The sequence below is a fragment of the Catenulispora yoronensis genome, from assembly GCF_039531695.1.
Classification (GTDB): Bacteria; Actinomycetota; Actinomycetes; order Streptomycetales; family Catenulisporaceae; genus Catenulispora; species Catenulispora yoronensis.
Genome location: NZ_BAAAQN010000032.1, coordinates 33,355 through 47,085, shown reverse-complemented (window position 1 = coordinate 47,085; position 13,731 = coordinate 33,355). Strand labels below are relative to the sequence as shown.

Here is a 13,731-nt window from a genome sequence, read left to right as displayed (position 1 = left end):
CACCGATCCCCTAGTCGACCCCGTTTGTGGATGAGCCGTCCACCACGCGTTGGGGCACTGTTCGAAAACGCGACGGACCGGCAGCGATCATAGCCGCCGCCGGCCCGTGGCAGGCGCCGCGTCGCCGCGCCCGCCGCCGCTCAGACCTCCAGCAGCTCGGCTTCCTTGTGCTTGAGCAGGTCGTCGATCTGGGCGGTGTGCTTCTGCGTGAGCTCGTCGAGGTGCTTCTCGGCGCGGCGCACGTCGTCCTCGCCGGCGTCGCCGTCCTTGGCCAGCTTGTCCAGGGACTCCTTGGCGTGGCGGCGGATGTTGCGGATGGAGATCTTCGCGTCCTCGCCCTTGCCGCGCGCGACCTTGATGTACTCCTTGCGGCGCTCCTCGGTCAGCTGCGGGAACACCACGCGGAGCACGACGCCGTCCGAGCTCGGGTTCACGCCGAGGTCGGAGTCGCGGATCGAGCGCTCGATGGCGCCCAGGGCCGACTTGTCGTACGGGGAGATGACCACCATGCGCGCGTCCTGGACCTGGAACGACGCCATCTGGCTGATCGGAGTGGGCGTGCCGTAGTACTCCGCGGTCAGCTTGTTGAACATCGCCGGGTTGGCACGGCCGGTGCGGACCCCCGACAGATCCTCCTTGGCGACCTCGACGGCCTTGTCCATCTTCTCCTCGGCCTCGAGGAGGGTCTCATCGATCACTTGGGGGCTCCCTAGAAGTCTTCGCGCTCTGCCGTGTTCAATACAAAGCTCAAGCGCAGCTTAGTGCGTTTCGGCCGGCACGTATCAGTTCGAACACACCGGGCGCTAGTGCGCCGGGCCGATGACGGTGCCGAGCTTCTCGCCGCGGATGGCGCGCGCGATGTTGCCCGGCTGCAGGCCGAACACCACGATGGGCATCCCGTTGTCCCGGCACAGCGACACCGACGTGGCGTCCGCGATCTTCAGGTTGCGCGCCAGGAACTCGTCGTAGGACAGCGTGTCGTACTTGACGGCGTCCGGGTTCTTGTTCGGGTCGGAGTCGTAGACGCCGTCCGTGCCCTGCTTGGCCATCAGCACGCTCTCGGCCTGGATCTCCAGCGCCCGCTGCGCGGCGGTGGTGTCGGTGGAGAAGAACGGCATGCCGGCGCCGGCGCCGAAGATGACGACGCGGCCCTTCTCCAGGTGCCGGACCGCCCGGCGCGGGATGTAGGGCTCGGCGACCTGGCTCATCGTGATCGCGCTCTGCACCCGGGTGGGGATGCCGAGCTTCTCCAGGAAGTCCTGGAGCGCCAGGCAGTTCATGACGGTGCCGAGCATGCCCATGTAGTCGGCGCGGGAGCGCTCCATGCCGTGCTGCGACAGCTCGGCGCCGCGGAAGAAGTTCCCGCCGCCGACCACCACCGCGACCTCGACGCCGCCCTCGGAGACGACGTCGGCGATCTCCTTGGCCAGGCTCTTGACGACCTCCGGGTCCACCCCGATCTGCCCGCCGCCGAACACTTCGCCGGAGAGTTTGAGGAGGACTCTGCGGTTCTTCTCGTCACGCGAAGGAACCGCCGCCGTGTCGGTTTCCTTATTGGCTTCCTTCACAGCAGCGGCTCCTTCAGACGTAGCTATTTGGTGCTCTTTAGTTTTTCAGGTCCGGGTCAGCCACCGACGCGGAAACGAGCGAAACGCTTGAGGGAAACGCCCGCCTCGTCGAGGATCGCCTTGACGGTCTTCTTCGGGTCCTTGGCGAAGGCCTGCTCCAGGACGACGTTCTCCTTGAAGAAGCCGTTCACCCGGCCCTCGACGATCCGCGGCAGCGCGGCCTCGGGCTTGCCCTCCTCGCGGGAGGTCTCCTCGGCCAGGCGCTTCTCGGTCTCCACGACCTCGGCCGGGACCTCGTCGCGGGTCAGGTAGGACGGCGAGAACGCGGCGATGTGCTGCGCGACGTCCTTGGCGACCTCGGCGTTCTCCTTGTCCAGCTCGACCAGGACGCCGATCTGGGCCGGGATGTCCGGGGAGGTCTTGTGCAGGTAGGAGGCGACGAAACCCTCGTGGTACTGCGCGAAGCGGCGCAGCTCGATCTTCTCGCCGAGGGTGGCGTTGGCCTCGTCCAGGAAGCTCTGGACGGTCTTGCCGGGCTCCAGCTCGGAGGCCAGCAGCGCGTCCACGTCGGCCGGCTTGGCGTTCACGACGTGCGCGAGCACGGTGGCCGCGACGGTCTGGAAGGCCTCGCCCTTGGCGACGAAGTCGGTCTCGCAGTTCAGCTCGATCAGGGTGCCGGACACCCCGTCGACCGCGGCCGTGACCAAGCCGTTGGAGGCCGAGCGGCCCTCCCGCTTGGTGACGCCCTTGAGGCCCTTGACGCGCAGGAACTCGACGGCCTTCTCGATGTCGCCGTCGGTCTCCTCGAGCGCCTTCTTGCAGTCCATCATGCCGGCGGCGGTCAACTCGCGAAGCTTCTTGACGTCGGCGGCGGTGTAGTTCGCCATTGTTAGTCCTTAAGGAGTGGATCGGCGGGGACGCCGGGCGGGGCGGCCGCCCGGCATCCCACGGCTGAGTTCAACCTCGGTTGACCTCGGGAGAGCGGACTAGGCCTGCTCGCCCTCGGCCGGAGCGGCGGCCTCGGCGACCGGGGCCTCCACGACCTCGGCGACCTCGACGACCTCGACGACCTCGACGACCGGCTCGGCGGCAGCCTCGGCGACCGGCTCGGCAGCGGCCTCGGCGACCGGAGCCTGCACGGCCTCGGCCGGCTCGGCGACCTCGGCAACCTCGGTGACCTCGGCGGCCTTGGCGTCGTCCACGGCCAGCAGGTCGCGCTCCCAGTCGGCCAGCGGCTCGTCGACGGCCACGGCGCCGGCCTGCTCGCCGTCGCCGGACTTGCTGCCGGCGCGGGCCATCAGGCCCTCGGCGACGGCGTCGGCGACCACGCGGGTCAGCAGGGCGACGGAGCGGATCGCGTCGTCGTTGCCCGGGATCTTGTAGTCGACCTCGTCCGGGTCGCAGTTCGTGTCGAGGATCGCCACCACCGGGATGCGCAGCTTGCGCGCCTCACCGACAGCGATGTGCTCCTTCTTGGTGTCCACGATCCACACCGCCGACGGAACGCGGGACATGTCCCGGATGCCGCCCAGGGTGCGCTCCAGCTTCTCCTTCTCGCGGCGCATGACCAGCAGTTCCTTCTTGGTCATACCGGAGGACGCGACGTCGTCGAAGTCGATCTCCTCCAGCTCGCGCAGCCGCTGGATGCGCTTGTGGACGGTGCTGAAGTTGGTCAGCATGCCGCCCAGCCAGCGGTGGTTCACGTAGGGCATGCCCACGCGCGTCGCCTGCTCGGAGATGGCCTCCTGAGCCTGCTTCTTGGTGCCGATGAACATCACCGTGCCGCCGTGCGCGACGGTCTGCTTGATGAACTCGTAGGCGCGGTCGATGTACGACAGCGACTGCTGCAGGTCGATGATGTAGATGCTGTTGCGCTCAGTGAGGATGAAACGCTTCATCTTCGGGTTCCAGCGCCGGGTCTGGTGCCCGAAGTGCACGCCACTCTCCAAGAGCTGGCGCATCGTGACGACGGCCATGCCGTGTCCTCCTTGATCGGTTCTCGGTTGTCCCTGGTGACCGACCCCCACGCGACGAGGGGAACCACGACGCTGTACCGCTCTGCCACGCTTGCGCTGAAGAAGGCGGACCGAGGCGCCGCGAGGTCGACCGGCCTGACGGCTGGAAGACTGCCGGACACGCGAAGTCAGCCGAAGAGGCCTCCGGCTGCTGGAAAGAGTCTACCTGGCCGCGGGGACGAGTTTCCCCACGCGGCCAGGAACCGAGTGGACACAGACCGTGACGCCGGCCGCCGCCTACGCGGACTCGGCGATGGTGATCGCCTGGCTGTACACCGTCAACGGATCCCCATTGGAGATGCTGATGGCGTAATCGGCCCCCGGCGGCACATCCGGCACCGCGATGGTGACCCGCTTCTTCCCCGGATCGATCCCCGAAGCCAACAGGAAGAACGCCAACTGCCCAAAATTCGCCCCCGACTGATCCCCGGTCTGCCGCACCAACGAGACCTCCAACGGCTGACTGACCTCCCCGAGCAGATCCCAGGTGACATCGATCTCCTCCGCCGGACTCCACACCGCGTCGTCCCCGGGATAGGTGATCTCCAACCGATCGGCATTCGGATACGCCGGAGCAGTCGGATGCATCAGCACCGCGTCCATCTTGGCGTCCAACCGCTCCAGCTTCTTGCCCAGGCTCATCGACTCAACCCCATCTCTCGCAACCACCAGCCGGTTCTCCGACCTGCGATAGACGCTAAATCCGACAAAAGCCCCCCGCCCGCCCACTAACCCTTGCGGGTCAGCACCTACCCCACCCCCCACACCGGCAACAACCGCACCACCCCCCGCCCCACCAACACCCCCGGATCGAGATACCGCACCCCATGCCCGACCCCCCGCACCAACCCCCAATGCAAACACACCCGCGGAGCACAATGACTGACCCCGGAACCAACCAAATGACCGATCACCTGCCCACCCCGCACCCGCTCCCCCACCCGCACCACAGGATCAACCGGCTCATAAGTAGTACGAAGCCCACCCCGCCCACCACCATGCTCCACAGCAACAACCCCCCGCCCGAACAAAGAACCAGCAAAACTAACAACCCCAGCCCCAGCCGCCACCACCTCCTGCCCACCACCCCCCAGCAGATCCACCCCCCGATGCCCACTCCGCCACCGCTCAGCAGGCGGCTCGAACCCCCGCACCACAACAGGCCTGGACGCCCCCACCGGCGGAACAAGAGGCCAGGTCCACACACCAGCACCACCAGGCGTCGCCGCAGCAGCGGGGGCTAGGGCGAGTGAGGGGCGCGGCCCGGAGTGCACCAGGGCCGGGAGAACGAGCGAGAGGCCGGCGATGGCGGCGGCGGGCGCCAGGGTCTTGATGAGGCGCATCGAGCCAGGATGGCGGGTGGCGGGCGGGCGTGTCATGGGCGAGAGCGGGGAGGTCATGCGGTTGGGGGAATTGGGGGGTTGTATGAAGAGACCGAACTCGGCCAGCACCGTCGCGCATGATCGCCGACCGCAACCGCCACCGGCCAGCCATATCGCCACCACCAAAGTGACCAGCCGCTCGACCGCCAGCGGCCAGCATCGCCGCACCAGCTTCGCGACCGGCCGCCCCGGTTTTTGCTTTGCCCAAAAGTTAGGTCTTCGGTTCCGGTCTTTCCGTCGCTTCGGCGGGCGCAGCCAATCGCGCCGCCCAGGCGGTGTCAAGGCTCGCCTCAGCCGGGGCACAAGCCTGAAGGGTCGCCTTGATACCGCCTGGGCGGTGTGATTCCTTCAGGCGACGATGCGACGGAAAGACCGGAACCGAAACCGGAACCACCGACCAAAGGTGGGATCACAGCGCGGGCCCCACTCTTTCCAGAGCGAGGTCCTCCCCGGAGGGGCCGCCGGAGGCGCAGTTGACTTTGATCTGGCCTTTGGCCCTTGTTTTGGCTTTTGATCTTGGGTTCCACCCACAGCGCAACAGTTCTCGGAGCCTGACAGCACCACCCACCCGAGGACCGCAACAGACCAGTCAGCACTGTGGCCGAAGGTCGTCAAAAAAAGCCTTCAACCCCATCGCCAACCGCACCCAAAAACCCCAAAAAAACCAAAAACATCCCAACCAACCACCCCAACCACCCACCCACCCCAACTACCCATCCACCCCCCACCCCCCCACCCCTAAGAAACCGGCTTCGCCCGCTGCCGCGTAGTCCCCCCCGGCTGCGGCCGCATCTGCCCCGCCTGCGCACTCATAGCCTGCGTATGCCTCCGCGCCGACCCCAACCCCCCGAACAAAACCATCGAAACCGCCGTCTCCGTAACCTCCGCAGGATCCGCCCCCATCGAAATCCGCTTCGCCGCGGCATCAACCGTCCCCTGCACCAGCGACGCGGCCAACCGCGGCTCCGGATGCCCCAGCGCCCGCAACACCCCGATCCCCAAATCAAGCAGCCACCCATGCGCAGCCCGAATCCGATCCCGGGCCTCCCCGTCCAGCTCCTGCCCCGACAACGCGAGCAGCGCACGATGCCCCGGCTCCGACACCAGCCCCAACTGCCGCCGTACATACGCCGCCAACTGCCGCTCCGCCGTACTCTCAGCCGCCATCGCGGCCCGCACCTCGCCGATCCACGCCGGGAACTCATGCGCGACCAGCGCCTCGATCACATCGGCCCGCGACTTGAAGTACTCATAGACGCTCGACCGCGCCAGCCCCGTAGCCTTCGCCAGCGCCGGAAACGTCAACGCACCGACCCCATCAGCAGCCACCAGATCCCGCGCCGCCTCCAACAAAGCGCGGCGTTGCATCTCCCGATGCTCGACAACAGTGGCGGCACGGATCCTCGGCATGCGCACTAAGGTGCCTTCTGGACACCTTCCTCCACAAGCGGGACCTGAAAACCGTCCGGTTGAGGTCCTCGCGGCTTGAGGTCGTCGCGGCCCTCCCGGCTCAAGGCCCTCCCAGCGTGAAGTCCTCCATGCCTGGACTCCCCACCCTCACTCCTTCGCGGACAACTTCCCCCGCAACGTCAGCACAGCCTTGGTGTGAATCTGACACACCCGACTCTCACTCACCCCCAACACCTCACCGATCTGTGCCAACGTCATACCCTCGAAGTAGTAGAGCGTGACCACCGTCTTGTCCCGATCCGGCAGCGAGTTCACCGCCCGCGCCAACAGCGCCCGCGTCTCCTTGCCCTCGAACAACGCCACAGGATCCGGCGCGTCGCCGTCCTCCAGCGTCTCCATGAGCGGAATCCGGTCCCCGGACTGCGTCGGCAACGCCAACAACTCATCCAACGCGGCCACGTTCACCAACGACAACTTGCTGAAGATCCCCCGCAGCTCCCCCAGCCCGATCCCCAACTCCCGCGCGATCTCCACCTCACTGGGCGTCCGCCCGAACTCCTGCTCCAACCGCACCGAAGCCTGCTCGATCTCCCGCGCCTTCTGCCGCAACGACCGCGGAATCCAGTCCAACGCCCGCAGCTCGTCGATGATCGCGCCCCGAATCCGCGCGATGGCGTACGTCTCGAACTTCACATGCCGATGCGGCTCGAACCGCTCGATCGCGTCGATGAGCCCGAAGATGCCGGACGAAACGAAGTCGGCGGAGTCCAGCGCGCCGGGCAGGCCGACACGCACGCGGCCGGCGACGTACTTGACGAGCGGCGAGTAGTGGAGGATCAGACGCTCGCGGAGGTTCAGGTCGCCGGTGCGCTTGAAGTCGTCCCAGAGGATGTCGAGCGGCGTGTCGACTGGGCGCGGCGGTTGGGGGGCGGCCGGCGGGCCAGCAGCGGCGGCGGCAGCGCGTAGACCAGAACCCGCAGTGTCAGCGTCACCAGCGACCGGCAGACCAGAAGCATCAGCAGCAGGAGCCGCACCATTCACATCCGCAAGCGTGGCACGAGCGACTGCATGGCCAAGCGAAGCGGCGTCACCAGCGCCACCACCGCCAGCGCCGCTCTCGCCTACTCCACAACCGCCAGCGCCGCCCTGGCCTACGCCGCCACCGCCGCCACCGCTGCCGCCGCCAGCTCCAGCAGCGCCACCGCCCCCCGCGCCACCACCCTCCCGATGCCTCGGAATGCCGACCACACCCGTCTCCGGCTCCGCCGCGCGGGGCCTCGGCGCAGCCGCGACCGGGGGCGCCGCCTCGGCGACGTCGGGGGCCGCTGCGGGAGCCTGGTCGAGGACGCTGTCCTCACGCCCGCGGGTGGGACTGGGCATACCGTGCCTTGATCCGCTCTGCCGTCACATGGGTGTAGATCTGGGTTGTTGCGAGCGTAGCGTGACCGAGGAGCTCTTGAACGTCACGAAGATCCGCGCCCCCCTCGATCAGGTGAGTCGCGGCGGTGTGGCGGAAACCGTGGGGACCGGTGTCCGGGGTGTTGGGGGTGGCGCGGAGGCGGCGATGGACGACTCGGCGGACCACCGCGGGGTCGATGCGGGAGCCGCGAGCGCCGAGGAAGAGGGCCGCCGGGACCGGGGTGGCGGTGGGCGCGGCGGAGCGGGCGTCGCTTGTGGCGGCGCTGGTGACAGTCTTCTGGTTTCCCCCTCCCCCACCCACCCGCCCAGCAAGCACAGCACCGCGCGCATTCTCGTTGAGCCACGCCCGCAAGGCGCGGTCGGCGGGCACGCCGAACGGCACCACCCGATCACGACCACCCTTGCCGGCGAGGCGGGCAGTACGACGCTCGAAGTCGAGGTCGCCCACATCCAGAGCGCACAGCTCCGACACGCGGGCGGCCGTCGCATACAGGAACTCCAGGATGGCCAGGTCCCGGAGGGCCAAGGGGTCGGCGCCGACCGCCGCACTGGCCGCGGAGCTGAGGGCATCCGACATCTGACGTTGGGACAGCACCGCCGGCAATGGCGAGCGTGGTTTCGGCGTGGCCAGGCGAGCGAGGCTAGGGACCGACGCGTGGCGTCCCCACGCCCGCACCGCCGCCGTGCGGCGGGCGAGCGTCGCCCGGGCGGTACCGGCGGCGGCCGACTCGGCGAGCCAGGACCTTGCGACGTCGAGCCCTATGCCGCCCGGACTGCCAACGCTCGATACGTCTCGCCCAGCCAACTCGTCCGCATCCGCATCCGCATCCGCATCCGCGCCCTGACCCTGGCCCTGACTCGCGCCATCGCCCTCGCTCGCACCCCCGACCACGCTCACGCCCGCACGTTCGGCGAACGCGAACAGGTCAGCGACGTCGGCCAGATACCCACGCACCGTGTGCGGGGACAACCGGCGCGCCCGCAGATCGTCCTCAAAGCGGTCCAGGGCCGCCCGGTACGCGTCGTCCACCCCACCAGCCTACGTCGGATGACGCTCGGCAAGCAGGTCGGCGAGCCGGGAAAACTCCGTCGGGATCCCGGACCACGCCAGGTCACGGAAACGATGTACAGAATCCGTACCGGGCGCGGCGCGGCGTGGGCGGGACAGAGCGGTTCAGAGAAGGGACAGCGCGGCCTTTCGCATACTGAGTCACTCAGGGGCGCCGACGGGCAGACCACCCCTTCTCGTCCCGCAGGGCCCAACCGGAGGCCGACAGTCGGCCGAGCGCAGCGTGGACAACACGGGGTTCGAGCCCTGCGGCCAGGGCGGCTTCGACGGTGTCGAGCGCATCGCGCCCCTCAGGCGGCAGCGCGTCCAGCACCCGGGCGTCGACCGGGCTCAGGGCGTCCCGGGGGCGGCGCGACGAGGAGCGATCCCAGCTGCCCTGCTCAGCCAGGTCCACACCCAACTCGCCGAGGTGTTCGACCACTTCGGCGGCGCGGGTGACAAGCAGTGCTCCGTCGCGGATCAGCTGATGCGTGCCCTCCGATGCCTCTGACGTCACCGGACCAGGCATGGCCAGCACCGGACGCCCCAACTCGTCGGCGAGACGCGCGGTGACCAGCGAACCGCTGCGCGACGCCGCCTCGACGACCACCGTGCCGCGTCCGAGCGCGGCGATCACGCGGTTGCGGTCCAGGAAGCGGAAACGGCTGACGTTGGTACCGGGCGGCAGCTCGGAGACGACGAGGCCATCGGCGGCAATCGCCCCGATCAGGGCCTCGTGACCACGGGGGTAGACGAGGTCGATGCCGCAGGCCAGCACAGCGACCGTGGTGCCGTGGGCAGCGAGCGCCCCACGGTGGGCCGCGCCGTCGATGCCCCGGGCAGCGCCGGAGATCACGGCCCAGCCACGGTCGGCGAGGCCGGCGGCCATTTCGCTGGCCACGTGCGTGCCGTAGCCGGTGGCGATCCGCGCGCCGACGATGGACACGCCGCGCGTGGAGGCGGCGGCCAGGTCGGCGTCGCCGAGGAGCCACAGCCCCAGCGGGACGGAATCGCCGAGATCGGCGAGCGCCGACGGCCAGTCGGGGTCAGCGGGGATGACGTAGCGAGCGCCGATCTTGCGCGCGGCGGCGAGGTCGGCATCCGGATCGGCGCGGTAGCAGCGGGTCTGGAGCGTGTGGGCACGTTCGAGCAGGCTCACGCGGTCGGCGGCGAACTCCACGTCGTGGGAGGAGAGGAGGTCGGCGGCGCTGCCGGCCAGCATCGCGGTGGCGACGGCCACCGCGCCGAAGCGCTCGACCAGGCGGCAGAGGAGGGGGTCGCCGGGCTCGGCCGCGTGGTGGAGGACCAGGCGGGCGTTGCGGTCGGCGAGGACGGGGTCCTGTGGGGAGTCGGTGGCCAGCACCGGTTCGGGAATGCGACGGATGATGGCGGGTTTCAGCTGGTCAGCGGCAGTGGGGTCGACGGCGGTGGCCGCCTGATGAGGCAGCTCGGCCTCGGGGGGCGCCGGGTTGGTGGGAGCGGCCTCCGAGGTGGCCGATGGGGAGTCGGGCGCGGGCAGCGGTGAGGTTGGGGGGCTGGTGGTGGAGGCGGCGTGGCGCGCGATGTGGGGTGCGGTCAGGGCAGACGATGCGGCCCAGGCCATGGCGGCCGGGCGTGTCGTGAACCGCAAGGCGAGCGGCGGCGTGGCGGGGGCGGCGGATGGCGATGTTGGCAGCGTTGAAATGTCTGAAGCAGGTGGAGCTGGCGGGGAGGCTGCGACGGGAAGCAGCGCAGCAGGCGTGGTGGCGTTGGTGACATGAGGCGGCGCGGAGGGTGAGTCGGTGGGCAGCGCGGAGGGAGAGTCAGTGAGCAGCGCGGAGGGTGAGTCGGTGGGGAGCGCGGCGAGTTCGGCTGCGGCGGCAAGGCGCGAAACGATCAGGGTCGCGAAGGCTGGGTTGCTGGAGAGGGCGGTGGCGCGGGGGGAAATGGCGCGCGAGGTGGTTGGTGCGTCGGTAAGGGGCGAGGTGGCAGGCCCGGCAGCCGTGGAGAGCAAAGCAACAGCGCTGGCGTTCGTAGTTGCGGGCGAGGTCGCGTCGGTGGCAAGAGAAGCTTCTGGCGGTGCGGCGGATGCCGGCCTCGCGGTGGTGGCGGGTGGTGGGGCTCCAGGGGGGTCGTTGTGGGCTTTGGGAGCGTCGTTGAGGGTGGAGAGCTGGACGGTGGTCGACAGGTCGGGGCTCGGCGGGGTGGCGGGACGGGTGGCGAGGATGTTCATGGTGGCTCCGGGGTCTGGGCGGGGACGGGGTGGAAGTGGGGCGGGGGCGGTCGGGGGTCAGGGAGGTCCGGGGGCGTGTCAGGTCGCCAGTTGGCCGGGGAGGCCCTGGCGGAAGGCGAGGGCGATGCCGACTTCTTCGGGGCCGGGGCGGGGGCGGGCGGTGAGGTCGGCGAGGGTCCAAGCGACGCGGAGGAGGCGGTCGTAGCCGCGGGCGGTGAGGGTGCCGGATTGGTAGCGGGATTCGAGGTCGGTGAGGCTGTCGGGGGCCGGGGCGAAGTCGGAGCGGAGGGCGTTGCCGGGGATTTGGGCGTTGGTGGACCAGGGGTGGTCGGCGAAGCGGTGGGTGGCGCGGGCGCGGGCTTCCAGGACGCGGTCGCGGACGGAGGTGCTGGGTTCGCCGGCGGTGGCGGTGAACATCTCGGCGCGGCCGACGGGGTGGATGGCGAGGCGGAGGTCCATGCGGTCGAGGAAGGGGCCGGAGAGTTTCTGGGTGTAGCGGCGGCGGGTCTCGGGCGAGCAGGTGCAGTTGCCTCCGGCGGTGCCGGCGCGGCCGCAGGGGCAGGGGTTCATGGCGGCGACCAGGAGGAAGCGGGCCGGGAAGACGACGGTGCCGGAGGCGCGGGCGATGACGATCTCGCCGGCTTCCAGGGGTTCGCGCAGGGCTTCCAGGACGGTGCGCTGCATTTCGGCGATCTCGTCGGCGAACAGGACGCCGCGGTGGGCGCGGCTGATGGCGCCGGGCAGGATGCGGGTGCTGCCGCCGCCGACCATGCCGGCGACGGTGCAGGTGTGGTGGACGCTCTGGTAGGGCGGGTCGGTGATCAGCGGGCGGTCGCGGGGCAGGGTGCCGGCGATGGAGTGGAGCGCCGAGACTTCGAGGGCGGCTTGCTGGTCCAGCGGCGGCAGGATCGAGGGGAGGCGCTCGGCCAGCAGGGTCTTGCCGGCGCCGGGCGCGCCGGCGAGCAGGAGGTGGTGGCCGCCGGCGGCGGAGACTTCGAGGGCCTGGCGGGCTTCGTACTGGCCGATGACGTCGGCGAGGTCGGGGAGCGGGCCCGGGCGGCGGGTGGGGCCGGTGCGGGGGCCGGTGTCCTGGGGCAGCGGTTCGGCGTCGGGGATCTCGGTGCCCTGGAGCAGGGCCACGACCTGGGACAGGGAGCGCATGCCGTGGACTTCCAGGCCGGATATCTGGGCCGCTTCCAGGGCGTTGGGTTCGGCGACGACGGCGCGTGCCAGGCCCAGGCGGCTGGCGGCGAGGGCGGCGGGCAGGACGCCGCGGACCGGGCGCAGGCGGCCGTCGAGGCAGAGTTCGGCGAAGAAGAAGGTGTCGTGGAGGGCCAGCGGGCTGATGGTGCCCTCGGCGGCGAGGGCGGCGGTGGCGACGGCGAGGTCGAAGGCCGAGCCTTCCTTGCGGACCCAGGCCGGGGACATGCCGACGATGACGTTGCCGTCGGGCCAGCGGTACTGGGAGTTGTGGGTGGCGGCCCGGGCGCGGTCGCGGCATTCGGACAGGACGGTGTCGCGCAGGCCGAGGATCTGGGTCCGGGACGCGCCGCGGGTGACGTTGACCTCGACCTCGACGACGACGCCCTGGGTGCCGTTGAGGGCCACGGAGTGGGTGCGGGCGACGCTCACGGCCGCTCCCGGGAGGCGAGCAGGCGGAGGGCGGCGGCGATGAAGGCCTGGGCGACGCGGCCGTGGTCGGTGGCGCGTTCGGCGTCGAGGTCGGTGACGGTGCAGCGGCCGGAGCAGGTGGGCAGGGTCGCGATGCGACGGGGGCCGGGGGTGTGGGCGCGCAGGCGGGGGGCGAGGAACCAGCCGGGGAGGGCGGTGTCGGGGTGCTGAGCGACGGCAGAGTGCTGGCCGGTGTCGGGGTGCTGGGTCCTGTCGAGGTGCTCAAGCGCAGGGTCGAGAGCGGGCACGTGGACCGGGCCGCGAGCGCGGGCGGGCGGGTGCAGGGCCGGCATGTCAGACCGCCTGGAGGTGGTCGATGGCGGGTTCGGTGCGGCCGTCGGCGGGGAAGAGGAGGCCGATGACGTCCAGGCGGATGCCGCGGACGCCGCGCGGCAGATGGTGGCGCAGGGCCGGGTCGAGGCGGTGTTCGGCGAGCCAGCGGTTGGTGAGTTTCCACAGGCGGGTGCGCTTGGCCTCGGTGACGGCGTCGAAGGGGCGGCCGCCGGTGCCGTCGCGGCGGGTCTTGACCTCGACGGTGACCAGCAGGTCGGCGGCGACGGCGACGATGTCGAGCTCGCCGCGGACGTCGGGCCCGCGCCAGCGCCAGTTGCGGTCGACGACGCGGTAGCCGCAGGCGGTGAGGTAGGAGGCGGCGAGGTGCTCGCCTTCGCGGCCGAGGCGGCTCGGGGAGAGCGTGCTGTGGTCGACGGGTGAGGGGAACTGTGTGAGGTAGTGCTCGACCCCCATGGGCGGACTCAGGGGTGAGCTCGGCGGCGGACTCAGGACCGGGCTCAGGGCCGGGCTCAGGGCCGGGTTCAGCGGCGGCCTCGGGGGCGGGCTCAGGGGTGGGACCGTGCCGGCCATGGTGCGCTCCTCCCGATTGTTCGGCTTCCCCGGTGGCGGGGCTGACGGATCGAGGTTCGCGCAGCGGGGCGGGAGGGGGCCAGGAGGAATGGGGAGGCTGTGGATAAGTGGGGGGAAAGAGGGACGCCCGTCACTCGGGTGG

Annotated in this window: 13 protein-coding genes and 1 pseudogene; 1 reads left to right on the top strand and 13 read right to left on the bottom strand. The window is 70.2% G+C overall.

All coding sequences use genetic code 11. The annotated features are described in order from the left end of the window. Nucleotides 1-140: 140 nt before the first annotated feature. The 8 genes and pseudogenes from frr to whiG form a co-directional block, all read right to left on the bottom strand. Complete coding sequence (gene frr / locus ABD481_RS24835; protein WP_344668156.1) at nt 141-698, bottom strand: ribosome recycling factor; 558 nt, start codon at nt 696-698, stop codon at nt 141-143. Nucleotides 699-803: 105 nt separating this feature from the next. Continuing rightward, the gene (gene pyrH, locus ABD481_RS24830) at nt 804-1,568 is read right to left on the bottom strand and encodes a UMP kinase (RefSeq protein ID WP_344668155.1); all 765 of its coding nucleotides are present in this window, start codon (nt 1,566-1,568) and stop codon (nt 804-806) included. A 56-nt stretch (nt 1,569-1,624) separates the two neighbouring features. Then, nucleotides 1,625-2,455: a translation elongation factor Ts gene (gene tsf / locus ABD481_RS24825; protein WP_344668154.1), complete on the bottom strand. Its 831-nt coding sequence runs from the start codon at nt 2,453-2,455 to the stop codon at nt 1,625-1,627. Nucleotides 2,456-2,554: 99 nt separating this feature from the next. Continuing rightward, on the bottom strand, nt 2,555-3,544 hold the full coding sequence (gene rpsB, locus ABD481_RS24820; protein WP_344668153.1) for a 30S ribosomal protein S2: 990 nt from the start codon (nt 3,542-3,544) through the stop codon (nt 2,555-2,557). A 276-nt stretch (nt 3,545-3,820) separates the two neighbouring features. Further along, a complete protein-coding gene (locus ABD481_RS24815; RefSeq protein WP_344668152.1) occupies nt 3,821-4,225 on the bottom strand; it encodes a GPI anchored serine-threonine rich family protein in 405 nt (134 codons plus the stop codon). Nucleotides 4,226-4,332: 107 nt separating this feature from the next. Next, nucleotides 4,333-4,926 (bottom strand): peptidoglycan DD-metalloendopeptidase family protein, encoded by a 594-nt coding sequence (locus tag ABD481_RS24810; RefSeq protein WP_344668151.1) that lies wholly within the window; start codon nt 4,924-4,926, stop codon nt 4,333-4,335. Nucleotides 4,927-5,802: 876 nt separating this feature from the next. Continuing rightward, nucleotides 5,803-6,375 (bottom strand): annotated as a pseudogene (locus tag ABD481_RS24805) (TetR/AcrR family transcriptional regulator); the annotation flags it as partial. A 147-nt stretch (nt 6,376-6,522) separates the two neighbouring features. Further along, complete coding sequence (gene whiG / locus ABD481_RS24800) at nt 6,523-7,380, bottom strand: RNA polymerase sigma factor WhiG (RefSeq protein ID WP_344668221.1); 858 nt, start codon at nt 7,378-7,380, stop codon at nt 6,523-6,525. 63 nt (nt 7,381-7,443) lie between these two features. Between whiG and ABD481_RS24795 the strand changes: the two genes are divergently transcribed. Beyond that, the gene (locus ABD481_RS24795; protein ID WP_344668150.1) at nt 7,444-7,767 is read left to right on the top strand and encodes a hypothetical protein; all 324 of its coding nucleotides are present in this window, start codon (nt 7,444-7,446) and stop codon (nt 7,765-7,767) included. On the opposite strand, the gene ABD481_RS24790 is transcribed toward ABD481_RS24795, so the two are convergent. The 5 genes from ABD481_RS24790 to ABD481_RS24770 form a co-directional block, all read right to left on the bottom strand. Further along, nucleotides 7,730-8,800 carry a tyrosine-type recombinase/integrase gene (locus ABD481_RS24790; protein WP_425559280.1) on the bottom strand — a complete coding sequence of 357 codons (1,071 nt, stop codon included), beginning with the start codon at nt 8,798-8,800 and terminating at the stop codon, nt 7,730-7,732. The genes ABD481_RS24795 and ABD481_RS24790 overlap by 38 nt on opposite strands. Before the next feature lie 208 nt (nt 8,801-9,008). Then, a complete protein-coding gene (dprA, locus tag ABD481_RS24785; RefSeq protein WP_344668148.1) occupies nt 9,009-11,054 on the bottom strand; it encodes a DNA-processing protein DprA in 2,046 nt (681 codons plus the stop codon). A gap of 78 nt (nt 11,055-11,132) precedes the next feature. Continuing rightward, complete coding sequence (locus ABD481_RS24780; protein WP_344668147.1) at nt 11,133-12,686, bottom strand: YifB family Mg chelatase-like AAA ATPase; 1,554 nt, start codon at nt 12,684-12,686, stop codon at nt 11,133-11,135. Further along, on the bottom strand, nt 12,683-13,018 hold the full coding sequence (locus ABD481_RS24775) for a hypothetical protein (RefSeq protein ID WP_344668146.1): 336 nt from the start codon (nt 13,016-13,018) through the stop codon (nt 12,683-12,685). Before ABD481_RS24775 ends, ABD481_RS24780 begins: the two co-directional genes overlap by 4 nt. A 1-nt stretch (nt 13,019) precedes the next feature. Beyond that, nucleotides 13,020-13,589, bottom strand: a complete 570-nt coding sequence (locus tag ABD481_RS24770; RefSeq protein WP_344668145.1) for a YraN family protein — start codon at nt 13,587-13,589, stop codon at nt 13,020-13,022. Nucleotides 13,590-13,731 lie beyond the last annotated feature (142 nt).